The sequence below is a fragment of the Roseivirga spongicola genome, assembly GCF_001592965.1.
Classification (GTDB): domain Bacteria; phylum Bacteroidota; class Bacteroidia; order Cytophagales; family Cyclobacteriaceae; genus Roseivirga; species Roseivirga spongicola.
This window is the reverse complement of the sequence record NZ_LRPC01000029.1, coordinates 109,074-134,094: the sequence shown is the minus strand read 5'-3', so window position 1 is coordinate 134,094 and position 25,021 is coordinate 109,074. Positions and strand designations below refer to the sequence as shown.

The window sequence follows — 25,021 nt, the reverse complement described above, 5'->3', positions numbered from 1 at the left end:
ATTTAAAAATTCTTTTCCCAATGCTTAAATGGTCTTCTGTTTGATAAGAGTTAAAAACCGATGGAAATTATCAAGAAGGTATTAATTTCAGCAATTAAATTTTTTGCATATGAAACGCCATAATAAGATTCTCACAATTTTAGTCCTTGTCCTTTTTAGTACAATGGCTCAAGCACAATCTAGTTACTCAATTGCTGAAACAGGAAGTAAAATAACGGTTAGCGGTACCTCAAATTTGCACGATTTCACCCTGGTGTCGGAAGAGATTAAGGGTAGTGCCGATCTTTATATGGAGGGTAGTGAAATAACCGGAATCAAAAAAGTGGTGGTTACTCTAAAAACAGAGAGCTTGGAGAGTTCTAAGTCTGGCCTTAAAAGAAATGCCATGAAAACTCTTCAGCCGGAGGCTAACCCAATTATTTCATATATCGCCTTCGATATGGCAGATGACGGAAAAGTATCTGGTATTCTTAATGTAGCGGGCTATGACAGTGATCAGGACTTTAGCTTTACGAGTAAGGTTGAGAACGGGAAGCTAGTTGTAACTGCACAAGGAGATGTGAAATTCACTGATTTCGATTTGGATCCTCCTTCAGCTTTGGCAGGAACCATTAAAGCTAAAGATGATCTTCAACTCGAAATCATTCTTGTTTTAGAAGAAGAGAAATAAGATAAGTCTATAAATTATTTTCAAAGCCTTGGTACTCCAGGGCTTTTTTGTTGACTATACTTTTTTTTCATAAAGTGTTCAAAATCTGATAATTATCATACTTGGTTATGACACTGGTTAGCCAAGTTTTTTTGACATGGCAATAGCTTTACTTAAGTAAATTCTAAGGCCATGAGAACTTTAAGAATCATAACTTCAGCACTGTTTCTCGTGTTTGTAGTTCAAGCTGAGGCACAAGAGAAATACGAGATAGTAGATGGCTCAGGCTATCTAGTGATTAGTGGCAAATCCAATACTTCGGAATGGATGCTCAAGTCCAACCAGTTGAAAGGAGATGCCCAAATACTGATGAATGGAGATCAGTTGCAGCATTTGTCTAGGGTTATTGTAAACATAGATGCAAAGACCATAAAGAATGCTGAGAATAAGAGAATGACCAAGAAAGCTCAATCTGTTTTACTTACGGAAGACAACCCACTGGTTACTTTTTTTGCCTATGGTTTTTCCCAGTTAAATGATGAACCCATGCAAATGCATGGCAATTTGTATATGGCTGGAAAGAATGTAGATCTGTTGTTTACATTCTCTACCAGAATGCAGGATGAAATTGTTTGGATAGTTGCTACTGCGGAGTCAAAATTCAGTGCATTTGGTCTGGAGCCTCCAACAGATTTTGGTGGTGCAGTACAATGTGAAGATGATTTAAAAATTGAAGTGCAATTGCCATTGGTTAAAGCTAACGATATCAAATAGATAGAAGTGTTTAACAGGCAACGCACCCAAAAGAGGCTTTGAGAGCCTCTTTTTTTATGCTTTCCGCAGCAACGAAAATCATGATCTAAGTCAGGTTTTTGTGTAATAAAGATCACAAAAAGACTTGATTCCCGTCACGCTCCAGCGAATACCGGCTAAATACCTTTGAGTACATCAAATAAGGAACCGGAATCATGAAAAGTGGAGCTAAAAATAGAGTGAAAATTCTGAGCCTGGTAATACTCATGTTTGCAGCTTTCAGTTTGCAAGCCCAGCAGAAAGTAAATCTAAAACCTAATTCTCAAGAATATGTAGTTAAGGGAACTTCAACCCTACACGATTGGCACATGACCTCCGAGGAGGCCGTGGGTTTTATAACTGTTAAGAAGGACGCCAATGGAGTGCCCAGCTTTACAGGGTCGGAAATAACTCTTAAGGCCGAAAGCCTAAAGAGTGGAAAAAAGGGCATGGACAAAAATGCATACAAGGCACTCAAAACAGAAGAGTATCCCAGCATTGAGTTTGTGCTAAACAATTGTACCATGGAGTCAGCAACTAAAGGAAAGGCAACAGCCAAACTTACTATCGCAGGCTTCAGTAGAGACGTGACTTTTGATATAGAGGTGGAGCAAACTGGCAGTGCATACACCATCAAAGGAAGCACGGATTTTCGTCTAACAGACTTTAAAATAGACCCACCAACTGCCTTGATGGGAACCGTCAAAACAGGTGATGATGTCACCATTGAATTCAAAGCAACTTTCCAAAACTAAATAGTAATGAAAAACTTTAAAATAACTCTCGTATTGCTGTTTTTATTGAGCAGCGTGATGGGCTTTGCCCAGGTAGACCCTCGCAAACCTTTGCAATACTTTAGACCAATTGGTAAAGCAGGCCTTAATGTATTCGAAACTTCGAAAACTGATACAGTAGTTTACAATGGATTAAACGTAAGAGTTGGTGGCGACTTTGCCATTCAGTTTCAGGGTTTGAGTCATGAAAATTCTGTAGTGGGTGATCCATTAGTGGATTTAGGTTCAAACTTTAACCTACCAACTGCAAACCTTAACATAGACGCACAATTGGCCGATGGTATGAGAATGCACTTGAGAACCTACCTCTCTTCTCGTAACCACACTCAGGCTTATGTAAAAGGTGGATACCTGCAGTTCGATAAGTTAGACTTCATTCAAGAGGGATTCTTGTCTGGCTTGATGGATATAGCTACCATTCGTGTGGGTATGGACCAAATAAACTATGGTGATGCGCAGTTCAGAAGATCTGATAACGCAATGGCTATCTACAACCCATTTGTTGGAAACTACATTATGGATGCCTTTACTACTGAACCATTCTTGGAGGTGACTTTGCAGCCTTCTGACTGGATTTTGGTTGCGGGTATAACCAATGGTAGATTGAATCAAAGCCCGGTAAAAGGAGACGATGGGTTCGTATTCTACAGCAAAGTAGGTTGGGACAAACAAATGAATGACGACTTAAGACTGAGATTGACAGGTTCATTATACTCTAGCTCAGATAAAGGTACTCGAGACTATATCTACAATGGTGATAGAGCAGGAGGTAGATACTACAGCTTGTTGGCAACAGTGGCCAATGGAGGTAGCAACTTCGACCCAAGATTCAACCCTGGTTTTGCTTATCATACTGCTATTCAGATTAACCCATTCGTTATAAGTATCAAGGCCTTGAGTTCTTCGGAGTGTATGAAGTAAGTTCAAATGGTAATGATGCTGTTGGCGGAAGCTTTACTCAAATTGGTCTTGAAGGTTTGTACAGATTTGGTGTGAGTGAGCAGTGGTACCTAGGGGCCAGGTACAACTCTGTAGAGGGAGAAGTCAGCGATGCGGCAGCTACTCAAGAGATTAGTAGATTTAACCTTGGTGGCGGCTGGTTTATGACTGACAATGTGCTTATGAAACTCGAGTATGTAAACCAAGAGTATTCTGGGGCTGGCTACACCAATACTAAGTACCAAGATGGTAAGTTCAACGGTATTGTCATTGAGGCAGTAATTGGTTTCTAAAAAAGGTGATTGAGTTTTATGAGTTAGCCTAATTGGCATGATCAAAAGAACAATCATATTTATAATCTGCAGTATTTCCCTGTTATCCGTAAAGGCGCAAGACTTTCATGTGGTAACAGGGAAGACTGTTATTATAGACGGGGTAACCTCTTTTGGACGTTTTGCCTGTGATTATCAACAAAGCAATGAAAAGGATACTTTATTATTTGATGCAAAGTATGTAAGGGATAGTCCGTTGATGGATATATACCTACCCGTAAATGGCTTTGGTTGTGGCAATAAAATGCTCAATAGAGACTTTAATAAAACGCTTCAGTCTGATGACTATCCGTTCATTCATGTTTTGGTAGAACAGTTCTATCAGGAGGAAAACGCTTACTTCAGTTCATTAAGGCTTAAGCTGGTAGGCAAGGAGCTATACATGGAGAAGCTTCCTTTTATTCTGGTGGAAGAAAACGGAATACAGCTTCTAAAAGCAGAATTTGAACTCAACCTAAGCTACTTTGACCTAGAGCCTCCCAAAAAGTTTTTAGGGTTGCTAAAAGTGAAAGAAGAGCTGAATGTTCGTTTAGAGTTGAGTCTGTGGTAAATCAAATATTGATAGACTTTAAAAGTCTTTTTCATATTATCCACAGTTGTTTAAGGGGCAGGTGTAAAAGCATTTGATGATATTAAAGCTCAACAAAATGTCCTTTGTCAAGGAGGATTTCAATCAAATGCTGATTAAGCTAGGAGTTTTAATCAAGGATGTCTTGTCAATCTGACACCCTTGAGAATTGAGTATTGAATTGACCTACTTTTTAATAAGTATTCTTTTGGTCTGTTTTAATTCTCCTGAAATATAGTATCTCACGAAGTAGACACCGTTTGTCAGATTAGCATCATCAAGTCTCATATTTTTGAGATTATCAACATTAATAGACTTAACTGTCTCGCCATTTAGGTTGGTGATATGAATTTGAGCATTTTCTCCCTCTTGAATGATTTCAATTTTGGATTCTGAACTTGATGGATTTGGATATACCTTAAAGAAATCTCCTTCAACTTCCATTTTTTGTTTCAAGTCTTCGTCAGAAATGATACTGTTTTTCAATGTTACTAGTTCGGCCTGTAAGGCATCTATGGTTTGTTTTTGGTCTTGAATAGCTCTTAACATGAGAGGGATCATGTCAACATAATTTACCGCCAAATAGCCATCTTGATCAGTTGAAACTAGTTCAGGGAGAATTTCTCTTATATCTTGAGCCATAACTCCATGTCTTGTTCGACCTTCATTATCATCTTTAAATTGGTAATTGTATGTTTTTATTTTGTATATCTCTTCATGACTAGCCACGTCTTCTTCAATGTTTGACTTTAATCTTTTATCTGATGAAGAATAAAGGTTATTGTAATAGACATTGTAAAAATCTCCTTGATAGCCATCCACGTAAGTTGCATCTAAATCGTAAGATGTAACATTTCCAGATGTATATATGTTGCTTCCCACTTTTAAATTACCATTCACATCTAGAATGTATCCAGATGTTGGAGAAGATGTGCCAATACCTACTTGACCTGAACCATTGATAATCATTCTTAACTGTAAGGCATTCAAATCATAAATGGTAAAAGAGTTGGTTCCGTTACCAATACCAGCTCCTATTTTAAAGTTTGCTAGGTTACTTTCAAATTCGATTCCGGCATCAGAATCTCGACTATTTTCAACTTTGAGTAAGTTTTGAGAGTTACTTCCGTATATGTAAAGCGAGTTGGTGTTAGCGTTACTACCTATTCCCAAATGACCATTAGTGAAATTGTTTGATTGTTCGTTCCATTGAGCATATATAGTTAAGTTGCATACTATAAAAAGAAATAAAGATATTGGTATTCTTGTTTTCATATTTTTTTGTGTTTAATTGATAAACAAGATTTGAATAAATAATTTAGAATCCAATAGATTATTTTATTAAGCAGTATTCTGTATGTGAATACTATGAATCTTATCTATTAGGATTGATTATGCGTGCTCTCGTCACTAATGATGAGTATTAAAAAGATCTCGAAAATTGAGGCTTTAATTCGAATGTAATTAGTGCTGAAGTTTTATATAGTCAAACTATAAAAGGGTTAGGAATGGTATTTCTACCGTCATCCCATAGATTTAGCTAGGATACTTGATGAAACTATTGTGTCTATTTTTGTAGGGGCTTTCCTACCTTTCGCTCTTTCATATTATACTTTCCACCTTTCCTAAGAACATGAAATCGTTCTTGATGCGCTTCGTTTTTTACGAATTCCCCTTTGGTTTGATCCCAGTGAGTGCCATCATAAACCATGACATAACTCTGACCTAAAACCTCAAATTCGTTCCCTGAAACGAGTATGGCAGTGTTTTCATCTATTGAAATGCCTAATAATTGCGGATGCTTATTCAGGATTTCAAACATATCGAAGTGTCTATTTCTAGCTAGCGTATGTTGGTCTATGGCGATATTGCTTATAAAACTGAGTCCCTCTTCATGATCGCCCATCATGATGGTGTTGGTTTTAGAATCACCGCGGGCTAAGTATGAACCTTGAATGGTGGCTCCGGCAGAAGAGCCAGCTATAATTCCTCCTCGGTTCAAAAGCTGGTTGAGCTTCTTATGAACCAAAGTGTTCAAATAGGAGTCGGCCAATCTCCATTGTCTACCACCCGGAAAGAAAACACCTGTAGCCTCATCTAAAACGTTAGCAAATTCTTGTTGATTCGATTCATCAGGGTTTATGGTATGTAAGATGCTCACCTTGCTAGCGCCTCTATTTAGCCATTCTTGAGTGAGTCTTTCAATTACCTCTTCGGTAACTTCATAACCACCTGCTGTAGGTATTACCACAATGTGAGAATCACTTCCTCCAGCCAGTTCGATAAACTTGTCGAAAACAGCCTTGTCTTTTAAGCCGCCTCCAGCAATAATCAGATGGCCTTTTTCAGGGCCAGTGGTTTGCGCAAAAACTAAAGACTGCCCAAGAACTATAGTGAAAAGAAGGAAGAAGGCTCTCATTGCTTCGCAATTTTCTTAACCTCTTTGTAAAAAGACTCTACCCATTGGCGATACTGTTCACCAGAAGGGTGGAGGTTGTCTTCGGCAACAAGTTTTGCATCAGGATCGGCCTGTCTAGAAATAGGAGTTATGTTGAAATACTCAACCTTATACTTTTCACAAATCTCTTTAGAAACTCGGTTGTATTCATTTAGTGCTTTAGCGATTTTTTCAGCTTTAGAAGCACCAAATGGAGTTTTTCCATAATCTGGAATAGATACCACAAAAACTTTGTTTGTATTGCCACCTGCTAATTCAATAGATTTTTGAAGTAGTTCTTCAAACTCAGGAGCAAAGCTCTCTACCGATCGGTTCTGGTATTGATTGTTTACACCAATAAGTAATGAAACTAGGTCATACGTTTCGAGTAATTCATCATCTTTTTCAATAGCTGCTTTGAGTTGGTCCGTTCTCCAACCTGTTGTAGCAATAATCTTTGGGGCATTAATGGCTATGCCGTCAGCTCGAAGTCTTTCAGCCAGTTGTACTGGCCATCTTTCACTTTCGGCCACACTTTCACCAATTGTGTAAGAATCGCCCAAGGCTAAATAGTTGAGCGGGGAATTGTTGTTTTTCCTGTTCATAGATGATGAATTTGAAACAGATGAGCATGCCATGGTGCAGAAAATAAGACCAATAGCAATTAGTTTTAAGGTGATTTTTTTCATGAGTTTAGTTAATCGGCCAGTTCTCTTAGGTCTACAGGTACAACCCTTGAAACACCTTGTTCAATCATGGTAATGCCATAAATAATGTCTGTAGAAGCCATGGTTCGCTTGTTATGCGTTACGATGATAAACTGTGAATCGTTGGAGAATTTCTTAATGATGTTGTTGAACTTGTCAATATTGGCGTCATCCAAAGGCGCATCAACCTCATCGAATATACAGAATGGAGCCGGTTTAAGCAGATATATGGCAAAAAGCAAAGAGGTGGCTGTTAGTGTTTTTTCGCCACCAGAAAGCTGATTGATTGTTAAAGGTCTCTTTCCTTTTGGCTTAGCCATAATGTCAATTGCTGAATCCAATGGATTACTTGGGTCTGTAAGTCGTAGGTCACAATCGTCTTCTTCCGTAAATAAAGACCTGAACACTTTGATGAAGTTTTCCTTAATCAAAGCAAATGCTTCGAGGAAGGTGTCTTTAGCTACGGTGTCAATTTCATCTATGGTTTGAAGCAAAGAGTCTTTGGCCTCTACCAGGTCATTTTTCTGCTCAGTAATGAAGGTGTGGCGCTCTTTAATTTCATCATAAGCTTCCATAGCCATAGGGTTGATTGGCCCCATTTTTTCAAGCTTATCCCTAAGCTTTAATACTCTTTCCTCTATTTCGTCTGCAGGTCTTTCGTCAGGTTCAGCTTCTTCTTTCAGAATGGCATCTAGGTCTACCTTAAACTCAACAGAAAGTCGTTCTTTTACAGCACTTAACTCTAATCTGGTGTCGTTTAGCTTGTTCTGCTGCTCCATTATGAGTGCATCGCTAGATTCTCTTTTATGGCGAAGCTCTCTGAGTGTTTTTTCAGCTACGTCAATATCACCTCGGTGAGCATAATATTCTTTTTCAGCCTCATTGACTCCTTTTTCAATAGCATCCTTTTCATCGTACATTTCAATGAGTTCGTCCTCATTGTTTTCCGATGAATCTATGAGTTTTCTGATCTCTAATTCGTTGCGCTCTAGCTCTTCTTGATTTTTACTTATGCGCTGTTTACTACTTTCAAAAGCAGTTTCTTTATAACCTATCTCTTGCTTGATAGACTCAACCCTGTTCTGCTTTTGATGGAACAGAATGTTCTTATCGTTAAAAACCTGAGATCTTTCAGAGAGCGCACTGGCTGCTGTTTTGGCTTTCTCCTCTAGCTCTACAATTCCAGCTTCCAATTCTTCAAATACTGCTTCCTCTTCTTCAACTTGAGGTTTTAGCTTTTCAAGTTCTCCAGTTAGTCTTTCTATGCCCTTAACCATTTCTTCCTTTTTATTAGCATGGTTAGAAAGCATTTGAGAAAGCTGCTCTTTTCTAGTTTTTACAGAGATGTACTCTTCGTTAATTTGGTTGAAGTCTCTTTGTAGTTCTTCAATATCAGATTTGAAGGAGTTAGATTTAAGTCGCGCCAGTTCTTGTTGTTTCTGATCTAGGCGATCTTTAATGTTCACGCTTTTCGCCTCAAGATCCTTGATAATCTTCTGCAGTTTTTCAAGGTTTTTGGCTCGCCCAATCCTTTTGCCTTCAAAGAGGCCTACTGAACCGCCAGAAACACTGAATCTTCTCTTAGTGTACTTGCCACTCTCAGTAATAAATACTGCATCGGTATCCATTGGAATATCCCCAGGGCCACCCTTAACAATGAATACATTCTCCAGAATGTAGCCAATAAGTCTTTTGTATTTAGGGTCGAATTCTACAATCTCGGTGGCCGGGATGGCATTGTCATATAACTTAGAAGGTTGTGGGCTAAACTTGTCGAAAGCATCGAGCACAAAGAAGTTGGCCTTGCCTTTAGATGCATCGCTGAGGATGTTGACAGCTTCAAAAGCTTGCCTTTCGGTGTCAACAATGTAGTAATTCATGTAACTTTCTAAGTAGTTCTCAATAGTTACACGATACTTGTCGTCACAGGCGATAATGTCAGAAAGGAGTGGAGCGTTTTTGTTCCAGTTGGCTTTCTTCTTCAAGAATTTAATTGCTTCTGGAAAGCCCTCAAGATTCTCTACTAGTGATTTGGTGAGATTATATTCGTTATTCTTGCTGTCGAGCTTACGACTAACCTGAGTCATTTCCTCCCGGATGATATCAATAGTTTCAGTCGTGTCCTGAATAGCTTTAGTGTGTCGTTCTTCTTCAGTTTTTCTCTTGGTTAGCAGCGCTTCTTTTTCTTCCTTTTGCTCTTCCAGCATGGCCAACTTGTCATCGAAGCGCTCAAGGGTTTCCGATTGTTCGGTTGAGTCTGTTTCTGTTTTTTCAAACTCAGACTTTAGTGTTTGTAATTGAATCTCCTTGATTTCTATTTCCTTCCGAAGGTTGAATAAACGCTCTCGTTTTGAGGTGAACGTTTTTCTATGCTCTTCATAGGCCAACTGAGCTTCCTGACTTATCTGCTTCTGTTCAGCATAAATTTTTTCGAGAGATTTTACCTCTTGTTCAACAACTTGTAGTTGTTTCGCAGCATCTTCTAACTCGTTTCTAAGGCTCTCTAAGCTGAAAGACGCTCTATCGTTACTCTTCTTATCTGCTTCTAATTGTTCTCTAAGGCTATCACTTTTGTCTTCCAAGAACGTGAGACGCTCATTTTTAATTTTACGCTCACTCTCATATTGCCTGATTTTATTGACGTGCTCATTGAGTGTTCTTTGCCTTGAAGCAAGAAGCTTCTCTTTGTTTATGAGTTCTGTCTTTCCCTTTTCAATAATGGCTTCTTGACTCGCCATCATTTGATTGATCTCCAGCTTACGATCGGTTTCTTGCTGAATGCCTTTTTCTAAAGACTTGAATCTATTGGATTTTTCGGCTACCGATTTTCTTGCTAGGGCTACGCTTTCAACCTTATATTCTTCTTTGAGCTTGTAGTATTTCTCGGCCTGTCTAGCTTGTTTCTCTAACGATTTTAGGTTTTTCTCAATTTCAAAGAGAAGATCTTCAACCCTGTCGAGGTCATCGTCAGTATCTTTAAGCTTCTTAAGTGTTTCCTTCTTTCTAGTCTTGAATTTTGATATGCCTGCTGCTTCTTCGAAGAGCGCTCTTCTAGAATTATCCTTATCATTAAGGATGTCATCCACCATTTTTAGTTCAATAATGGCGTAGCTATTAGATGCAATACCTGTATCCATAAACAGATTGGTAATGTCTTTTAGCCTACAACTAACACCATTGAGCAGGTATTCGCTTTCACCAGATCTGTAGTATCTTCTGGTAATAGTAACTTCGGTATACTCAGTAGGAAGTAAGTTTTTAGTGTTTTTAAAAGTTAGTGAAACCTCTGCAAGTTGAGTTGGCTTTCGCTTTTTGGTTCCGTTGAAAATGATGTTTTCCATCTTCTCAGATCTGAGCATTCTTGTTTTCTGCTCACCTAGTACCCAGCGAATAGAATCTACTACATTGGATTTTCCGCAGCCATTGGGTCCAACAATGCCAGTAATACCTTTATCAAAGTTGATAACGACTTTATCACCAAAACTCTTGAATCCTTTTATTTCTAGCTTGGTTAGCTGCATGAATGGGCTACCTAAAAATTGGGTGTATCTAGCAAAATTAAAATTAAGACTGACAATTCACGGTTTATGCTATAAAAAATAGTGGTGGAATAGCCTGTTTTCTGCGAATGCTCTTATGAGATTGATGTTCGGTACAAGATGAACTAAAAAACGAATTATGTCGCCCAAATTGTTAGCTTTGTTATTCTATGGATATTGACTTTGGAACGGTTATTTATATAGTTCTCGGAATCATCTACTTCATCTTTCAGGCTAATTCAAAGAATAAGAAGAGACAGCAGCAAGATGAGAGATATGAGGAAAAAGAACCTAGGCAGACTACTTCAACTGGAAGAAGACCAACTTTTGAAGAGTTACTAGAAGAATTTACTGGGCAAAAAACTGTTCGTCCAGAACCTGTATTGGAGCCAGTGGCTGACGCTAAACCCATAAAAGAGGAGAGGCCATATAGATCTACTTTTGAAGTTGCCAAGGAGAATACTGCTAAACGTAAAAGAGAGGCAGAAGCCGAAGCAGCTAGAATTCGCTCAAAATTCAATGATCATTTAGAGCCTTATGAAATAGAAGAGCAGGTTGACTCTGAGAATGACTATGCCGATATGTTTGCTGACTTAGACTCCGCAAAGAAGGCATTTGTCGCATCCGAAATTTTCAATAGAAAATTCAATTAAGACTTTTTGAAAACAATAGGTACTTCTACTCTAGAAGGTACGTTATTCCCATCTTTTGTGGCAGGTTTCCACTTACTAGATTTAGAAAGAGCTTCTAAAACAGCTTTTTCAGTTTCATAACCTAACTTCTTACTGAAAACCAACTCCTGAATATTGCCATACTGGTTTACATTAAAGGAGATTAGCATTTCACCCTCTAGGTTTGCCTCTTTTGCTGCTTCAGGATAAACAATATTACTTTCGAGGAAAGACTTCCAGTCTTCGATACCAATAGTAGGTTCAGGGAACGACTCAAAGTTTTCGTTGGCTTCTACCTTATAATTTTCAATGATCACTTTTTCGATAGGTAATGCATCGAAAGAGAAAATGAAGAATAACAAGGCGATGAATGGTACAGGCAATAGAAGTTTAAAGTAGTTAGTTGAGGCTACTTTTTTCATCATATTAAGCCTTTTTACTGTTTTGTTTTTGCCAAAATAGCTACCGTATTCCAGTCCCATTTTTTTGAAAACTGTTCTTACTAACAGCTGAGAATAAATAGCAGGGTTGGCATTGCCAATTGCTGCTTTGTCTGCTGCGTATTCGTGAACCTCTTCTAGCAAAGCCTTGTAAAGGTACATTAGTGGGTTGAACCAAAAGATTACCTTAAGAATTTCAATAAAGAGGATGTCATAAGAGTGTTTTTGGTCTATGTGAGCCCTTTCGTGAGCAATTACTTGCTCTTTTTCTTCTTCTGAATACTCTTGAGAGTTATCCCAGAAAAGGTAATTGAAGAAAGAGAATGTAGGCATCATTCCTTCAGTCTGAACTAAGAAAAAATTCTTCTTAAAACGAGTTGCATGCCTTCTATACCATATAACTTCTTTGAATTGGCGAATTCTTACTAAAAGCTTTAAAAGGCCGAAAGTTACACCCGTTACATAGAGCAGAAGTAATGCCTCCCACCATAGTAAAAATGGTCTTTCAGACTTGGCGGTAATGGTATAGGAGTAAGCTCTTTCCGCTTCAATAATCGGATCGTCTCCTACACCATTGCCCAATTGATGAAGTGAGTTAAAGAAGCCCGGTGTATTGGCCGGGTTGTAAGAAAACTCCATCATTGGGAAAGAAACAGAGATAAATAAAGCAACCAACAAATAGGCTCTGTTGTAATGGAAGCTCTTCTCATTTCTTAAAAAGAAATGATAAAGCAAATAGAGCACTGCTAAACAAGTAGCAGACTCAATTAGGTAAATCACAGTAATGTTGAGTGATTCTAGGAGCTCTATGGTTGGATGCTGCTTCATTTATTTTTCTTCTTCCGAATCTAAATCAGTTTTTACATGGTCCATTAATGACTGGAAGTCGCGAATGTCCATTTCGTTTTCTTTGGCAAAAAAGGAAACTAACTTTTGGAAAGACCCTCCAAAATAGCCGCCAATGAAATTCTTCAAGTAAAAATTGCTGTAGGTTTTTTTATCAACCAGTGGGAAGTACTCATGCGTTTTACCATAAGCTTTGTAGCCCACAAAACCCTTTTTCTCGAGTATTCTGATAATGGTAGAAACAGTATTGTAAGCAGGTTTTGGCTCAGGCATTTTTGCCAATACATCTTTGACAAAGCCTTGTTCAATATCCCACAATATCTGCATTACCTGTTCTTCAGCCTTTGTTAATTCCTTCATATCAATCGAGTTGTTGCGTAATTATCAATTATACAACTATCGCGCTAGTTTTCAAACTAACCTGTTAGTTTATTTAAATAATTTTAAAGTTCGGTAAAAATATATGTAATGAGATTGGCTCCCATCTGCAGTGCCTTGAGTCTTACTTCTTCAGGATCATTGTGAATTCTTTGGTCTTCCCAGCCATTTCCTAAATCAGATTCATAAGAAAAATAGCACACTAGTTTACCTTCATAAATCAGGCCAAAACCTTGTGCGGGTTTGTTGTCGTGTTCATGAATTTTGGGTATACCATTTGGGAAATTGAATTTCTGATGATAGATCGGATGATCATGAGGTAACTCTATGAACTCAAGTTCAGGAAACACCTTCTTCATTTCTAAGCGTATGTAATCATTTAGCCCATAGTTATCATCAATGTGTAAGAAGCCACCAGAAGTAAGGTACTTTCTTAGGTTCTCTGCTTCCGAGGGACTAAACACCACATTTCCATGGCCTGTCATGTATACAAATGCATAATTGAAAAGTTCTGGGCTCCCCACTGTTACTACGGCATTTTCTTCATCTATTGTTGTACCTAGCTGCTCATTACAAAATTTTGCCAAGTTGGGCAGTGCGGTTTTATTGGCATACCAGTCTCCACCACCACTATATTGAAGTTTTGCGATTTTAATTTTTTCGGACTGCGCACTCACTCCAGAGAAGAAGGCCAGCAGCAGTATGGTTAAACCAAATTTTTTCATGAAAATCAATTCTCGTTTTGAAGGAACGATTAATTAGTGTCTTAGTTTATTACTTTAAGATTGAAAAGCCAACATTAATTCCAGCAGTGAGCAATCAGTATTTTGAATCTTTTGTATCTGAACTTAGAGATAGGTTGAAAGAGCCTTTGCCAGGAAGGACAGCGCAAATAAGGATGGCGCCAAAGCCAATAGATGAAAATAGGTTCAGAGAAAACCCAATGCGGCCAGCCAGGTTGGGAGGGGTTATGATTTTACTTTATCCAGACAGGGGAGGGGTGCACATTCCGTTAATGAAGAGGCCTGAATATGATGGGGCTCATAGCGGACAGGTTAGTTTTCCTGGTGGTAAGCTGGAAGATGTAGATACCGATTTGGTTGATACGGCATTGAGAGAAACCCATGAGGAGATTGGTGTGCCTAAAGATAATGTTGAGGTATTAGGAAGCCTATCTGAGTTATTCATAATTGCCAGCAACTTCAAAGTACTTCCCACTATCGGTGTAGTAAGAAACAAGCCGAACTTTATACCAGACCCTATTGAGGTGGCAGATGTATTGCCAATGCCTTTGGCTGCTCTAAAAGACCCAGCTTTGCGGAAGGTGAAAGAGATGAAGTTTCCTCCTTACACCATACAATCTCCTTACTTTGATATTCATGGAGAAGTGGTTTGGGGAGCAACAGCCATGATGCTCAGCGAATTCTCTTATGTGGTAGATGAGATTGAAGCTAAGCTTCAGTTATAATGGCACTAGCTTCAATTTCAACCAAATACTTGTCATCTATAAATCGGGAAACTTGAACCATGGTGGTACAGGGCTTAATTTCACCAAAAGCTTCTTGGTGAGCTTTTCCAATTGCCTCCCATTGGGTGATATCGGTGACGAATATTCTAGTGCGAATTACATCTTCTAAAGAAGCACCAGCCTGTGCTAATACGCCTTTAATTTTCTGAATGGCAAATTTAGTCTGAAGATAAGGGTCGTTTCCGCCTACTAATTCACCTTCATTATCTGCTACTGTTCCAGTAACTTCAACAACATTTCCTATTCTAACTGCTCGGGAATAACCCACAACATCTTCCCACGGACTACCACTGCTTATGTTATTTCGTTTGCTCATTGTGTATACTTCAATATTTGACGGTATAGCTCATTAGGTTCAAATGGCTTAAGCACTAAGGTAGAAAAATGCTTTTTATCCATCTCTTTGTCAAACTCCGAAGTTAGGTAGCCACTCATGGCTATGATTGTAGTTTCCTTATTGTTTATGCACTCTTCACGAATGGTGGCTGCTACCTCAAACCCAGATAATGGTTTCATTTCAATATCCATCAAAATGAGATCGTACTGATGCTCTCCGCATTTTTTTAAGGCTGTTTCTCCACCATTAGCTTCATCGAACTGAGCATTCCAACTGGTGAGAAGTCTTTTGAGAACCAAACGGTTCATGTCATTATCATCAACCACTAAAATATGCTTGCCATGAAGATCTTTATCTCTCATCTGATCTTGGAGACTTACCATATCAAAGGCCTGATTAATCATAAACGAAATATCGAACGAGAGGCTAGTGCCCTCTTCTTCGGCAGATTCTATTCTAACTTTACTACCCATCAGGTTAAGTAGCTTTTGGGTAATTGATAAGCCTAAACCAGTACCGCCATATTCACGGGTAGTTTCTTTGCCGGCCTGTTCGTAAGCTTCAAAAATCGTTTCTAGTTTCTCCCTTGGTATTCCTATACCGGTGTCTTTAACCTCAAAGGTTACAGTGGCTATATCATCTTTAAGGCCTAAGAGGGTAGCTTTTATATGAACGTGGCCTTCATGAGTGAACTTAATTGCATTACCAATGAGGTTATTAAATATTTGAGTAAGTCTGGTTGGGTCGCCAATGACTCTATCTGGCATGTGTTCGCCAACTTCTACCAATAACTCAATACCTTGATTTTTAGCTTTGTACTTAAAGCTATCTCTAATGTTTCTCAGTAAGTCTATCACAGAGAATTCAATAGTCTCTAAAACAAGCTTATCGGCTTCAATTTTATTGTAATCAAGTACATCATTAATGAGTGAGTGTAGATTTTCTGCAGAGAACTTCAGTGCATCAATGTATTCTTGCATCTCCTCATTCTCATTGTCCATTTCCATTATATGAGACAGACTAATGATAGCGTTTAGAGGAGTTCTAATTTCATGACTCATCACAGAAAGGAATTCAGATTTGGCTTGAGTGGCCTTTTCAGCTTCGTTTCTGGCTTCTTCCAATTCCTTATTCTGCTTTTTGATAAGCTGTGTTCTTGCCGCAACTAGTTCAGTAAGGTCTTGATTGATGTTTAGCTGTAATTTCTCATTATTCTGAAGTTGAATAATCAGCGATTTTTGGGTGATTTCATGGTTCTCCAAATTGCGTTTGAGCTTATGGCTCATTCCTATGGAGAATACTATCAATTCAATGATTAAACCTACTTGAATAAATATGTGAATATCGAACGAATGGTCTAATGACTTGGCAATTGCAGAAACTAATACGGTAATAATCAACAAGGTGGTACCCATTGAAAAGTACCTAACCAAAAGGTTGGGTTTTAGATTAATGGAGATTAGAAATACAATAGCAGTGAAAGATGCTACAGCCATATAGCCTTCAAAGATTCTGAAAGAGGTATAATAATTACCAGAAATAATGTTGAAGCCTGCTACCAAAACAAAGAAGACAAAAGAGAAATAGGCAATGGTTTTTACAGTCCTATTCCAAAAGGGAAAGCCTTTATACAGTTCAAGAAACTCTTTGGCAAAAAGACAATAGAAGGCTACGGATAGAATAGGTCCAAACTTTAAAAATGATACTAGATTTGCTGTTTCTGGATACAGCCAAACCTCGAGTATTCCGTATTCTTCAAGAAAATATGATAGGTTGAATAAACAGTAAAGCGCAAAAAAGAGGAAAGCCTTTTGTTTAGTGAAGCCGAACAAAAAGAAGTTGAGCATAGCAACTACTATAATTAACCCGGTAAAAAAGCCTTGGAATAGGTTTACTCGCTCTTTATTATCATACCATTCTTGGTAGGGCTCTAGTCTTGCCTTTAAATCTATTGGAGTGCCATCCGTATTCTGAACTCTTACATAAACATGAGCTTCTCCTTTAGGTGGGTGGTCAATCCGTATTTTAGTATCGTGCCCTTGAGGTATGCTTCTTTCCGAAGCAGGGAAAAGATAGCCCGTTTTGTGTTCTGATATTTGGTCATTAATAACTACGTAGTAAGTCTCTTTCGCATTTGTTCCACCCCTGAGAATATGAGAAAGCGGTTCATCTCCTGAATCATTAATTCTATAATACATCCAATATGTATTACTCTCATCGAACCGAGTTAGGTAGTTGGCTTCTATGTAATCATTTTGTTCAAGCTTAAGAATGTCTTCTATTTCCAGCTCATTGGACTCATCTATATAAACGAGAATTCTATTTTGGTCTAACTCTCTGTTGGTATGACCACTTATTATGTGGAGGTTTTTGGAAAAACGCTGCTGGGCAAAACCTATTTGGGTTAAGCTTGGGAGTAGTATACCAGATAGAAGAAAAAATAGCCTTAAGAACCTCATCAATTACCGCTGAAAGATTCTAGATTCTTACGGATTTTACAAATTATGTATAAGAATTCTTCCAGCCTATATGCGAAATTTTATACTTGAGCAAACTTAATTGCATCATTAGACCAAGGTTTGCTGTTGTGAATAGCTTCAAGAACTTTAGAAGGGTCGGTGAATACAGTCCAGATGTCTCGGTGAGCATCTGCTAGAAAGTTCTCTGATATTGCCTTTTCTAACATGTTAAGGAGGTCGTCATAATACCCGTCTAGGTTTAGGATAACTATTGGCTTGGTAAAAATGCCAAGTCTTTTTAAGGTGATGGCCTCCATTAGCTCTTCGAATGTGCCACAGCCGCCTGGTAAGGTAATGAGTGCATCTACACCCACCATAAACTGCTTTTTCCTTTCATGCATATCTGCGGTAAAAATGAATTCGTTCACATCTTTATGATGAAACTCAACTTCCTTCATAAAGTGGGGCATAATACCAATTATTCGTCCTTTCTCCTCTAGAACAGTGTCTGCCAACTGTCCCATTAACCCTCTGGCACCACCACCATACACTACGGTGGTATTATTCTTGGTTAATGCCTTAGCAAGAGTTTTGGTTGCTTCGAAATACTTTGAGTCTATTTTATCGCTCGAAGCGCAATAGACACAAACCTTCTTAATTTTTTGCATACGCTAATTTATACCCAAAGGCAAAGTAAACAATGGAATAGTACTTTTAATACATGGTACGGTTCACAGGAGCTCACGGGGTTGTGATTGATCTGATTCCCTTTGAGTTCAGAGTGAGTACTCCGGTAACTTAAAATCAGAGAGTATTAAAATGTTTTTGGGTATTGAGAAGGAAACTTGACTTCCGATCTATCTCGTACCCTAATTAGGGTATGTACAGGGAGAATATTAGTGGTAACTTTATGCCTTAATGATCTCCTCAATCATAACCATTGCCTGTGCCTTTGCCGCACTATTATTGGTAAGCTATGCCCGTAAGCCTCTAACCAAAAATCTGGCGATATTTCTGGCTTTGTCTAGTCTTATATATTTAGACCCCTTTTTCGGTATAGGTAGATTTGGAGATTATGTTTTTGCCTTCGCTTCCATATTAGCTTCAGTAGAGCCATCTAACTCACTGAACTTAAAGCCTCGTCATAAATCTTTCTTTACTGTTACAGCAGTGGTCATTGTGTTGATTACAGTTTCGGAGGTGTTGGGCTTCAGTCAATTAATACCAAAGTACATTTTTGGTATGTTGTATTGCATAGTCGGAGGTGCTTTGTTTTTCCGAAATCCCAAGAAGCTGAGGTCACGTTCGGCCATTTTGGTAGTTTGGTTAGGAGAAGCTTTAAAGTGGTCTGCCACAATTGTAGGTGTCCTTTATTCTTAAATCTCCAAGGCACCTTTGGTGACGAGAGGATTCCGTTACTCAGGTTTCTTACTTGGTCTTTCTATAGATTTATTAGATTAAACTTTAGAAATCAGATATGAAGAAATTAGTTGCTTTACTAGTACTTATATTAACGATTCCAGCATGTTCAACTTTAGAACACAACGAGGGTAAGTTGAGGCATGTAGTGTCGTTCAAATTCAAGCCAGATGCTACAGAACAGCAAGTAGATGCTCTGATTGAGGCATTTGAAGGACTTCAGAATGAAATTCCACAAATTTTATCCTTCGAATGGGGTCTAAATAATAGTCCAGAGGGATTTGATAGAGGTATGACTCATGTGTTTTTGCTAACTTTTGAAAATGAGAGAGCTAGAGACGAGTATTTACCGCATCCTGTTCATAAAGCTTTTGGAGATACACATGGCGGAATTATAGAAGATCTTGTGGTAGTAGATTATACAATTAACCAATAACGAATAACGAATAACGAATAACGAATAACGAATAAATCAAACTATGGCGCACGAAATAGATTACAAGCTTATTGGAGACGATATGCAATTGGTGGAAATTACCTTAGATCCTCAAGAAACTGTAAGAGCAGAGGCAGGAACCATGATGTATATGGATCAGAGCATTCAAATGGAAACAGGTACTGGTGGAGGTCTTATGAAAGGCTTGAAGCGTATGTTTACAGGTGAGAGTTTCTTTATTACCTCATTCACCAACATGGGTAGAGACAGGGAAGTGGTAGGCTTTGCTTCTCCTTATCCGGGAAAAATTGTACCACTAGATTTAGCAGCTAAAGGAGGAGAGTTCATCTGCCAGAAAGATGCCTTTCTATGTGCTGCTCACGGAATTGAGATAGAGGTGACTTTCACTAAACGTTTTGGAGCGGGACTTTTTGGCGGTGAAGGATTCATTCTCCAAAAACTGACTGGTGATGGATTGGCATTCATCCATGCAGGTGGTACAATCATTGAAAGGGAGCTTAAGCCTGGCGAGACTTTGAAAGTGGATACTGGATGTGTGGTAGGTTTCAGCCCTTCGGTAAATTATGATGTTCAGTTTATTGGCGGATTCAAAAATGCCTTATTTGGTGGAGAAGGACTTTTCTTGGTTAACCTTACTGGGCCTGGTAAAGTGTATTTGCAAAGTCTTCCGTTTAGCAAATTGGTAGATAGAATTCATAGAGCACTGCCGCCTGCAAGAACTAATGATTAAATATTAATCTGTTGAGGGTGAGGTTGAAGTTCATACTTCACTCTCAACTCTTTTACCTTTTTACTCCTTTCCCTAGCACATTTAATCACCTTTGCATTAAGTGCTGTTTACTACTTGAGATTCCTCACTTCTGTTCTCATTTATCCATTATTACTACTCATTTAATCAATTTGCACTATTGGGAAACTTTTAATGGCTTTCAAAGCTTATCCCACTCTCAGGTGAATGAGTGCCTGGTTTGAAACACGCTATTATGAAGAAATCATTGTTGGCTCTAGCTATTGGCGGCTTTGGTATTGGTATGACCGAGTTCGTAATTATGGGGATTTTACCCGATGTAGCTCTAGCTTTAGATATATCTATTCCACAAGCTGGACACTTTATTTCGGCCTATGCCTTAGGTGTGGTTGTTGGGGCTCCAATACTTACAGGACTAGGAGGTAAGTACCCGGCTCATAAGGTATTACTGCTACTGATGTTATGGTTCACAATCTTCAATACAGCTTCTGCTTTAGCAAATGATTACTGGACACTACTGGTGGCACGTTTTCTTTCTGGGTTACAACACGGTGCCTTCTTTGGTATAGGTGCTGTGGTGGCCGGAACACTAGCCAAAAAAGGGAAAGAAGCTCAGGCAATTGCTGTAATGTTCAGCGGCTTGACTTTCGCCAATGTATTGGGGGTTCCTCTTGGTACATATTTAGGTCACAATTTTAGCTGGAAGCTGGCCTTTTTAATAGTTGGTGTAATTGGTGTTCTAGCTATGCTGAGCATCTATTTCTGGATGCCAGAGCTTCCGAAAGCATCGAAAAGAGGTATTCTCAAAGATTTTGGTCTACTCAAAAGAACAGAACCATGGTTAGTCATTATTCTCACAACCATTGGTACGGGTGGCTTTTTTGCATGGTATAGCTACATAGCACCGTTGATTACCGATGTGGCTGGCTTTCAGGAAAACCATGTGGGCTACATCTTAGTGCTGGCAGGCGTAGGCATGACTGTAGGTAACGTTATAGGCGCAAAAGTAGCCGATAGAGTTTCACCAATTAAGGCTGTGATTTTCTTCCTGATTCTTATGGTTATTGCACTTGTGGTCAACACAATGGTTGCAGAAAATAAGACAGCCCTACTTATAATGACTTTCATTATTGGTGCTTTAGCTTTCAGTTTAGCATCACCTATTCAAATGACGATGATTCGCTCTGCTAAAGGATCAGAGATGTTAGGCTCATCGCTCAATCAAAGTGCCTTCAATATGGGCAATGCTTCTGGTGCTTATTTGGCAGGGTTGCCAATTGCCATGGGCTACGGCTTTACCTCTGCCGATTTAGTTGGTGCGGCTATGGCAGCCATAGGAATTATAGTTGCAGTTTCTATTGTAAGGTTAAGGAAACAGAAAAAAAATCTGGCAACAGAGATGGGTTGAAGTAGGTAGAATAGGTCTATAACAGGCTTTGTTCAATCAATATTGTGTGGAAGAAAAATATTTTTCACCCCAACATGTGACCTTTTATCAGGTCTTCGTCAAATGATCGATTTAAAAAAATGGTCTTAACAAAGGCTACTAAAAACGAAAGACGAAAGACTAATTATGAAAGCTAAAAACACATTTATCGGTGCATTGTTCATTGGTATTATTGGCTTAACCTCATGTGCTGGTGTTCCACAAGCAGAAGTTGATGCAGCAAACGCAGCCATCAGCGGAGCGCAGGTTGCTGGTGCAGACATTTACTTGGAAGATGAATTTCAGGCATTGAACGACTCTATGGCTGTAGCAATGGCTAGCCTAGAAGAGCAAAAATCTAAATTCTTCAAGAAGTACGATGTTACTATCGAAAAACTAAATGCTGTAACAGAGCAAGCTACAGAGCTTACTGCTAACACCAATGAGGTGATTATGTCATTAAGATCTGAAATTACAGCTACCATCAGTGAAGTATCTGAATTAGTAGCAGAAGCTAGAACGCTTATTTCTGAAGCCCCAAGAGGTAAAGAAGGTTCAACTGCTTTAGTGGCTATCAAAGCAGAGCTAGATGCTATCGAAACATCAATGAACGAGTCTAACGAGATGTTTCAGAGCGGTCAGTTGAAACCAACAATGGAGAAATTATCTGTTGCCAGAGAAAAGGCTAGCTCCATCAACACTGAATTAACAGAGGTGATCAGCAAATACAAAACTGCAAGAAAGTAATAGTATTTGAATCATGTGAAAAGTCCCCGAAAGCTTAGGCTCTAGGGGATTTTCTATTTATGAAAGCCTATGAGATTTAAATGGTTGGTTTTGGGATTGTCGGCATTAGTTGTGCTGTTGGTTTTGTCGGGTTTTGCGCTATATCCCAAACCGCCTTTAGATGAGCTGGCGCTGGCTAGAGAAAAACTAGCCTTGGCCGATAAACAAAAGGCTTCGGTTTATGCTAAAAGTAGCTGGACGAAAGCCAAGATGTTTTACGATTCTGCTATGAATTCGTGGAGCGCTGAAAACGAAAGGCTCTTTTTTCTGAGAACTTATAGCGAGAGCAGAGACTTCGCTAAGAAGTCAATTGAGTATGCCGAAATGGCCGCTCAAGAGGCAAAAGCAGGAAGTAAAAAGCTTACGAACAATTTTGCCAATAGGCTTAAAAATATTGGTGGACAGCTAACTCTATTCGATGGTAGCTATAAGCGCTTGCCAATGAGTAAAAGGCAATTGAGTTTACTGGCGAGTAGTAGGCTTAAACATCAGGAGTTGACTAACTCATTAGCGAAAGGAAATACTGGAAAGATGGAGCAAAATCTCAAAGTCTTGGAGTCTGGCGTGGGGGAGTTGGTTGTTTACGCAAAAAATACACTCGAAGAATTTTCAAGAGAGGTTCCAACTTGGAAAAAGTGGGTGAATTCAGCCATTGAAAATTCTAGAAGAACAGGTTCGGCATTGGTAGTGGTGAACAAGTACAATAGGGAGCTTAAAATCTATAGTAGAGGCAAACTGCTGAGTACTTATTCAGTAGAGTTGGGTGCCAATTGGATTGGCGATAAGCAGCGGTCGGGAGATAAAACAACTCCAGAAGGTCATTACAAGGTATTGAAGCGAAAGGCTAATGGCCAAACTAAGTATTACAAGGCCTTTCTTTTGGACTATCCGAATGAGGAAGATAAAAAGAGATTTAAGCAGAATAAAGCTGAGGGAATAATTCCCCAAAGCGCAAGCATTGGTAACCTGATCGAAATACATGGAGATGGTGGAAAAGGCATCGATTGGACAGACGGATGTATTGCCTTAGAAAATTCAGACATGGACAAAATATGGAAACTGGTGCCAGAAAACACGCCAGTGCTCATTGTCGGTGCACTAAATATGCCCACAACGGGTAATTGAAATGAATAAGAGAATAGTAAAAACCTTAATGATTGTAAGCCTGAGCATTTCAGGGCTGTTGCTTGTGCTCAATCTACAGTCGGTTACAATTGCTTTGGCTACCATTGGCAACGAGCCTGAGGTGAACGATTCAACGTTTCGGGTAATGAAGTCCAATGCCGAAAAGGAATTGACTTCGCTAGATAAAAAATTGAAGGCTAATATGCCCAAAACAAATTACCTAGTGGTGAATAGCACCATGAACGAGTTCTACCTATATAAGGGCGATGAACTGATTAAAAAAGACATGTGCTCTACAGGTAGTTATGTTCTTCTTAAAAAGAGCGAGAAAGAAAAGTGGATGTTTAAAACGCCTAAAGGCGAATTCAGAATATTAAATAAAACGAAAGACCCGGTATGGAAGAAGCCAGACTGGGCTTTTGTGGAGGAAGGCTTGCCTGTGCCATCGTACAATCACCCCTCAAGGTTTGAGTATGGAGTGCTTGGTGATTATTCTCTAAGCTTAGGCGATGGCTATTTGATTCACGGTACGCTTTTCCAGCGGTTTTTAGGGCTTCCGGTTACGCATGGTTGTATTCGCCTAAATGACGAAAACCTTGAGCTTGTTTATAAGTCTATGCCAATGGGTGCCAAAGTTTATATCTTCTAAGATGGAAGTATTTGCTACTTTAAAGTCGTTTTTTCAGCGATATAGAAAGCCAGTCATTGCTGTAGCTTGTGTGTTCGGAGTGTTGCTGTTACTAAGTATGTTTCACTTAGCTTCAGCTCCAATCTTAAAGTTGAAGGAGTGGAGGAACCAGGATGTTGAAATGGAATCACCAGAGTTTGTAAACGGACTCGATTCCCTTCAAAGACAGATTGCTTTTAAAAAGGCATTACTCGCTTTGCCGAAGAAAGATTCGATTAGCCTAGTGCTCAATGTTCCAGATAGCTCCTTGAGTTTGTTTATCAATGGTATGTCAATTTACAAAGTTCAGCTAGCTGAAATGCAGATAGATCCTTTGCTGAAACGACTAGGAGAGAGGGAGTACTGGACACAGTTTTCAAAACCATTACGAGTGGACTCTAGTAGAGCTACCATTGTGAAGGAGCCGATTATTGAGAAGACTGCTCCAAAAACTCAGGAAGAGTTTTTAGCATCTGTATCACAACCTGATTCGTTGGTTTATGAGCCTACTCATATTCAGCTGATTTTGGAGAATGGCCTTGAGCTATTTTTGAGTCAAGAAGAGAATTCTAAAAAGCTAGATAGAAGAGCAAAAAGACAGTTTTTTGACTCCCAAAGAACCAACGCTTTGAGCTCACTTGTGACTTCGGTATTTACTTTTGAAACTATGGAGTATCGGCCTCAAATCTATTTGGTTGCTCCAAGTGCTGAACTAACTTCTATCTACCGAGCTTTACCAGAGCAGCCCAAAGTAGTGATTTACTATAATTGACAAGGGATTAGTCGTCAGACCACTCTAAGTGGTCGGACGACTCTAATCTAACCAATAAATTCTCTGAAAGGGGGCTTTATCAGGTGTGGAAAAAAGATCGCTCATCCTCTCGGTATTTCGGAAGAGCTGGGGGAATTTAAGTTTGAAGTGTCAGTTACAAACTGACTTCTCATGCATCATCGATGCAATCGATGATGAGCTAGAA

General features: G+C 39.0%; 26 protein-coding genes. 16 read left to right on the top strand and 10 right to left on the bottom strand.

Annotation, left to right across the window (positions count from 1 at the left end):
• Window positions 1-163 precede the first annotated feature (163 nt).
• From AWW68_RS18130 to AWW68_RS20195, 6 genes are all read left to right on the top strand, one after another.
• Complete coding sequence (locus tag AWW68_RS18130) at window positions 164-670, top strand: YceI family protein (RefSeq protein WP_068224610.1); 507 nt, start codon at window positions 164-166, stop codon at window positions 668-670.
• Window positions 671-841: 171 nt separating this feature from the next.
• Window positions 842-1,423, top strand: a complete 582-nt coding sequence (locus AWW68_RS18125; RefSeq protein WP_068224606.1) for a YceI family protein — start codon at window positions 842-844, stop codon at window positions 1,421-1,423.
• Between the two features lie 194 nt (window positions 1,424-1,617).
• Entirely contained in the window at window positions 1,618-2,196 is a 579-nt protein-coding gene (locus AWW68_RS18120) for a YceI family protein (protein ID WP_068224603.1), read from the top strand.
• Between the two features lie 6 nt (window positions 2,197-2,202).
• Window positions 2,203-3,156, top strand: a complete 954-nt coding sequence (locus AWW68_RS18115) for a hypothetical protein (protein WP_317038765.1) — start codon at window positions 2,203-2,205, stop codon at window positions 3,154-3,156.
• On the top strand, window positions 3,144-3,467 hold the full coding sequence (locus AWW68_RS20415) for a hypothetical protein (protein WP_317038764.1): 324 nt from the start codon (window positions 3,144-3,146) through the stop codon (window positions 3,465-3,467). Before AWW68_RS18115 ends, AWW68_RS20415 begins: the two co-directional genes overlap by 13 nt.
• Before the next feature lie 37 nt (window positions 3,468-3,504).
• On the top strand, window positions 3,505-4,056 hold the full coding sequence (locus AWW68_RS20195; protein WP_157717717.1) for a hypothetical protein: 552 nt from the start codon (window positions 3,505-3,507) through the stop codon (window positions 4,054-4,056).
• A gap of 204 nt (window positions 4,057-4,260) precedes the next feature.
• On the opposite strand, the gene AWW68_RS18105 is transcribed toward AWW68_RS20195, so the two are convergent.
• The 4 genes from AWW68_RS18105 to smc all read right to left on the bottom strand — a co-directional run bounded on the left by AWW68_RS18105 (window position 4,261) and on the right by smc (window position 10,739).
• Window positions 4,261-5,349, bottom strand: a complete 1,089-nt coding sequence (locus tag AWW68_RS18105; RefSeq protein WP_068224597.1) for a tail fiber domain-containing protein — start codon at window positions 5,347-5,349, stop codon at window positions 4,261-4,263.
• 292 nt (window positions 5,350-5,641) lie between these two features.
• Window positions 5,642-6,493 carry a cyanophycinase gene (locus AWW68_RS18100; RefSeq protein WP_068224594.1) on the bottom strand — a complete coding sequence of 284 codons (852 nt, stop codon included), beginning with the start codon at window positions 6,491-6,493 and terminating at the stop codon, window positions 5,642-5,644.
• Window positions 6,490-7,200 carry an SGNH/GDSL hydrolase family protein gene (locus AWW68_RS18095; protein WP_084375754.1) on the bottom strand — a complete coding sequence of 237 codons (711 nt, stop codon included), beginning with the start codon at window positions 7,198-7,200 and terminating at the stop codon, window positions 6,490-6,492. Before AWW68_RS18095 ends, AWW68_RS18100 begins: the two co-directional genes overlap by 4 nt.
• Before the next feature lie 8 nt (window positions 7,201-7,208).
• Window positions 7,209-10,739 (bottom strand): chromosome segregation protein SMC, encoded by a 3,531-nt coding sequence (gene smc, locus AWW68_RS18090; protein ID WP_068224588.1) that lies wholly within the window; start codon window positions 10,737-10,739, stop codon window positions 7,209-7,211.
• Window positions 10,740-10,927: 188 nt separating this feature from the next.
• Here smc and AWW68_RS18085 point away from each other — a divergent pair, with 188 nt between their 5' ends.
• Window positions 10,928-11,410 carry a hypothetical protein gene (locus tag AWW68_RS18085; protein WP_068224585.1) on the top strand — a complete coding sequence of 161 codons (483 nt, stop codon included), beginning with the start codon at window positions 10,928-10,930 and terminating at the stop codon, window positions 11,408-11,410.
• Here the strand turns inward: AWW68_RS18085 and AWW68_RS18080 are convergent.
• The 3 genes from AWW68_RS18080 to AWW68_RS18070 all read right to left on the bottom strand — a co-directional run bounded on the left by AWW68_RS18080 (window position 11,407) and on the right by AWW68_RS18070 (window position 13,817).
• Window positions 11,407-12,696, bottom strand: a complete 1,290-nt coding sequence (locus tag AWW68_RS18080; RefSeq protein ID WP_068224582.1) for a M56 family metallopeptidase — start codon at window positions 12,694-12,696, stop codon at window positions 11,407-11,409. The two genes, AWW68_RS18085 and AWW68_RS18080, sit on opposite strands and share 4 nt — an antisense overlap.
• Window positions 12,697-13,074 (bottom strand): BlaI/MecI/CopY family transcriptional regulator, encoded by a 378-nt coding sequence (locus tag AWW68_RS18075; protein ID WP_068224579.1) that lies wholly within the window; start codon window positions 13,072-13,074, stop codon window positions 12,697-12,699.
• A gap of 83 nt (window positions 13,075-13,157) precedes the next feature.
• Window positions 13,158-13,817, bottom strand: a complete 660-nt coding sequence (locus tag AWW68_RS18070; protein WP_068224577.1) for a DUF4159 domain-containing protein — start codon at window positions 13,815-13,817, stop codon at window positions 13,158-13,160.
• Window positions 13,818-13,834: 17 nt separating this feature from the next.
• On the opposite strand from AWW68_RS18070, the gene AWW68_RS18065 reads away from it, so the two are divergent.
• Window positions 13,835-14,560, top strand: coding sequence for an NUDIX hydrolase (locus AWW68_RS18065; protein ID WP_245660268.1), 726 nt, complete (start codon window positions 13,835-13,837; stop codon window positions 14,558-14,560).
• Here the strand turns inward: AWW68_RS18065 and AWW68_RS18060 are convergent.
• The 3 genes from AWW68_RS18060 to AWW68_RS18050 all read right to left on the bottom strand — a co-directional run bounded on the left by AWW68_RS18060 (window position 14,544) and on the right by AWW68_RS18050 (window position 18,084).
• The gene (locus tag AWW68_RS18060) at window positions 14,544-14,936 is read right to left on the bottom strand and encodes a RidA family protein (RefSeq protein ID WP_068224574.1); all 393 of its coding nucleotides are present in this window, start codon (window positions 14,934-14,936) and stop codon (window positions 14,544-14,546) included. The two genes, AWW68_RS18065 and AWW68_RS18060, sit on opposite strands and share 17 nt — an antisense overlap.
• Complete coding sequence (locus tag AWW68_RS18055; RefSeq protein WP_068224571.1) at window positions 14,933-17,416, bottom strand: hybrid sensor histidine kinase/response regulator; 2,484 nt, start codon at window positions 17,414-17,416, stop codon at window positions 14,933-14,935. The genes AWW68_RS18060 and AWW68_RS18055 overlap by 4 nt, the downstream gene beginning before the upstream one ends.
• 80 nt (window positions 17,417-17,496) lie before the next feature.
• On the bottom strand, window positions 17,497-18,084 hold the full coding sequence (locus AWW68_RS18050; protein ID WP_068224568.1) for an LOG family protein: 588 nt from the start codon (window positions 18,082-18,084) through the stop codon (window positions 17,497-17,499).
• A 250-nt stretch (window positions 18,085-18,334) separates the two neighbouring features.
• Here AWW68_RS18050 and AWW68_RS18045 point away from each other — a divergent pair, with 250 nt between their 5' ends.
• From AWW68_RS18045 to AWW68_RS18010, 8 genes are all read left to right on the top strand, one after another.
• On the top strand, window positions 18,335-18,796 hold the full coding sequence (locus AWW68_RS18045; RefSeq protein ID WP_068224566.1) for a hypothetical protein: 462 nt from the start codon (window positions 18,335-18,337) through the stop codon (window positions 18,794-18,796).
• Between the two features lie 97 nt (window positions 18,797-18,893).
• Complete coding sequence (locus AWW68_RS18040) at window positions 18,894-19,271, top strand: Dabb family protein (RefSeq protein WP_068224563.1); 378 nt, start codon at window positions 18,894-18,896, stop codon at window positions 19,269-19,271.
• Between the two features lie 43 nt (window positions 19,272-19,314).
• Complete coding sequence (locus tag AWW68_RS18035; protein ID WP_068224559.1) at window positions 19,315-20,022, top strand: TIGR00266 family protein; 708 nt, start codon at window positions 19,315-19,317, stop codon at window positions 20,020-20,022.
• 253 nt (window positions 20,023-20,275) lie between these two features.
• On the top strand, window positions 20,276-21,448 hold the full coding sequence (locus tag AWW68_RS18030) for an MFS transporter (protein ID WP_068224556.1): 1,173 nt from the start codon (window positions 20,276-20,278) through the stop codon (window positions 21,446-21,448).
• A 165-nt stretch (window positions 21,449-21,613) separates the two neighbouring features.
• The gene (locus tag AWW68_RS18025; RefSeq protein ID WP_068224553.1) at window positions 21,614-22,213 is read left to right on the top strand and encodes a hypothetical protein; all 600 of its coding nucleotides are present in this window, start codon (window positions 21,614-21,616) and stop codon (window positions 22,211-22,213) included.
• A 69-nt stretch (window positions 22,214-22,282) separates the two neighbouring features.
• Window positions 22,283-23,377 carry a L,D-transpeptidase family protein gene (locus AWW68_RS18020; RefSeq protein WP_068224545.1) on the top strand — a complete coding sequence of 365 codons (1,095 nt, stop codon included), beginning with the start codon at window positions 22,283-22,285 and terminating at the stop codon, window positions 23,375-23,377.
• Between the two features lies 1 nt (window position 23,378).
• Window positions 23,379-24,026, top strand: a complete 648-nt coding sequence (locus tag AWW68_RS18015) for a L,D-transpeptidase (protein ID WP_068224544.1) — start codon at window positions 23,379-23,381, stop codon at window positions 24,024-24,026.
• Between the two features lies 1 nt (window position 24,027).
• On the top strand, window positions 24,028-24,816 hold the full coding sequence (locus AWW68_RS18010; RefSeq protein WP_068224540.1) for a hypothetical protein: 789 nt from the start codon (window positions 24,028-24,030) through the stop codon (window positions 24,814-24,816).
• Window positions 24,817-25,021: the final 205 nt, after the last annotated feature.

What these genes read in the sequence shown, in the direction of transcription:
- AWW68_RS18120 (WP_068224603.1), top strand. Translation starts at nt 1,618, where the DNA reads ATGAAAAGTGGAGCTAAAAATAGAGTGAAAATTCTGAGCCTGGTAATA.
- AWW68_RS18050 (WP_068224568.1), bottom strand. Translation starts at nt 18,084, where the DNA reads ATGCAAAAAATTAAGAAGGTTTGTGTCTATTGCGCTTCGAGCGATAAA.
- AWW68_RS18030 (WP_068224556.1), top strand. Translation starts at nt 20,276, where the DNA reads ATGAAGAAATCATTGTTGGCTCTAGCTATTGGCGGCTTTGGTATTGGT.
- AWW68_RS18105 (WP_068224597.1), bottom strand. Translation starts at nt 5,349, where the DNA reads ATGAAAACAAGAATACCAATATCTTTATTTCTTTTTATAGTATGCAAC.
- AWW68_RS18010 (WP_068224540.1), top strand. Translation starts at nt 24,028, where the DNA reads ATGGAAGTATTTGCTACTTTAAAGTCGTTTTTTCAGCGATATAGAAAG.
- AWW68_RS18115 (WP_317038765.1), top strand. Translation starts at nt 2,203, where the DNA reads ATGAAAAACTTTAAAATAACTCTCGTATTGCTGTTTTTATTGAGCAGC.
- AWW68_RS18080 (WP_068224582.1), bottom strand. Translation starts at nt 12,696, where the DNA reads ATGAAGCAGCATCCAACCATAGAGCTCCTAGAATCACTCAACATTACT.
- AWW68_RS18020 (WP_068224545.1), top strand. Translation starts at nt 22,283, where the DNA reads ATGAGATTTAAATGGTTGGTTTTGGGATTGTCGGCATTAGTTGTGCTG.
- AWW68_RS18060 (WP_068224574.1), bottom strand. Translation starts at nt 14,936, where the DNA reads ATGAGCAAACGAAATAACATAAGCAGTGGTAGTCCGTGGGAAGATGTT.
- AWW68_RS18015 (WP_068224544.1), top strand. Translation starts at nt 23,379, where the DNA reads ATGAATAAGAGAATAGTAAAAACCTTAATGATTGTAAGCCTGAGCATT.
- AWW68_RS20195 (WP_157717717.1), top strand. Translation starts at nt 3,505, where the DNA reads ATGATCAAAAGAACAATCATATTTATAATCTGCAGTATTTCCCTGTTA.
- AWW68_RS18025 (WP_068224553.1), top strand. Translation starts at nt 21,614, where the DNA reads ATGAAAGCTAAAAACACATTTATCGGTGCATTGTTCATTGGTATTATT.
- AWW68_RS18130 (WP_068224610.1), top strand. Translation starts at nt 164, where the DNA reads ATGGCTCAAGCACAATCTAGTTACTCAATTGCTGAAACAGGAAGTAAA.
- AWW68_RS18095 (WP_084375754.1), bottom strand. Translation starts at nt 7,200, where the DNA reads ATGAAAAAAATCACCTTAAAACTAATTGCTATTGGTCTTATTTTCTGC.
- AWW68_RS18040 (WP_068224563.1), top strand. Translation starts at nt 18,894, where the DNA reads ATGAAGAAATTAGTTGCTTTACTAGTACTTATATTAACGATTCCAGCA.
- AWW68_RS18100 (WP_068224594.1), bottom strand. Translation starts at nt 6,493, where the DNA reads ATGAGAGCCTTCTTCCTTCTTTTCACTATAGTTCTTGGGCAGTCTTTA.
- AWW68_RS18035 (WP_068224559.1), top strand. Translation starts at nt 19,315, where the DNA reads ATGGCGCACGAAATAGATTACAAGCTTATTGGAGACGATATGCAATTG.
- AWW68_RS18085 (WP_068224585.1), top strand. Translation starts at nt 10,928, where the DNA reads ATGGATATTGACTTTGGAACGGTTATTTATATAGTTCTCGGAATCATC.
- AWW68_RS18125 (WP_068224606.1), top strand. Translation starts at nt 842, where the DNA reads ATGAGAACTTTAAGAATCATAACTTCAGCACTGTTTCTCGTGTTTGTA.
- AWW68_RS18070 (WP_068224577.1), bottom strand. Translation starts at nt 13,817, where the DNA reads ATGAAAAAATTTGGTTTAACCATACTGCTGCTGGCCTTCTTCTCTGGA.
- AWW68_RS18075 (WP_068224579.1), bottom strand. Translation starts at nt 13,074, where the DNA reads ATGAAGGAATTAACAAAGGCTGAAGAACAGGTAATGCAGATATTGTGG.
- smc (WP_068224588.1), bottom strand. Translation starts at nt 10,739, where the DNA reads ATGCAGCTAACCAAGCTAGAAATAAAAGGATTCAAGAGTTTTGGTGAT.
- AWW68_RS18045 (WP_068224566.1), top strand. Translation starts at nt 18,335, where the DNA reads ATGATCTCCTCAATCATAACCATTGCCTGTGCCTTTGCCGCACTATTA.
- AWW68_RS18055 (WP_068224571.1), bottom strand. Translation starts at nt 17,416, where the DNA reads ATGAGGTTCTTAAGGCTATTTTTTCTTCTATCTGGTATACTACTCCCA.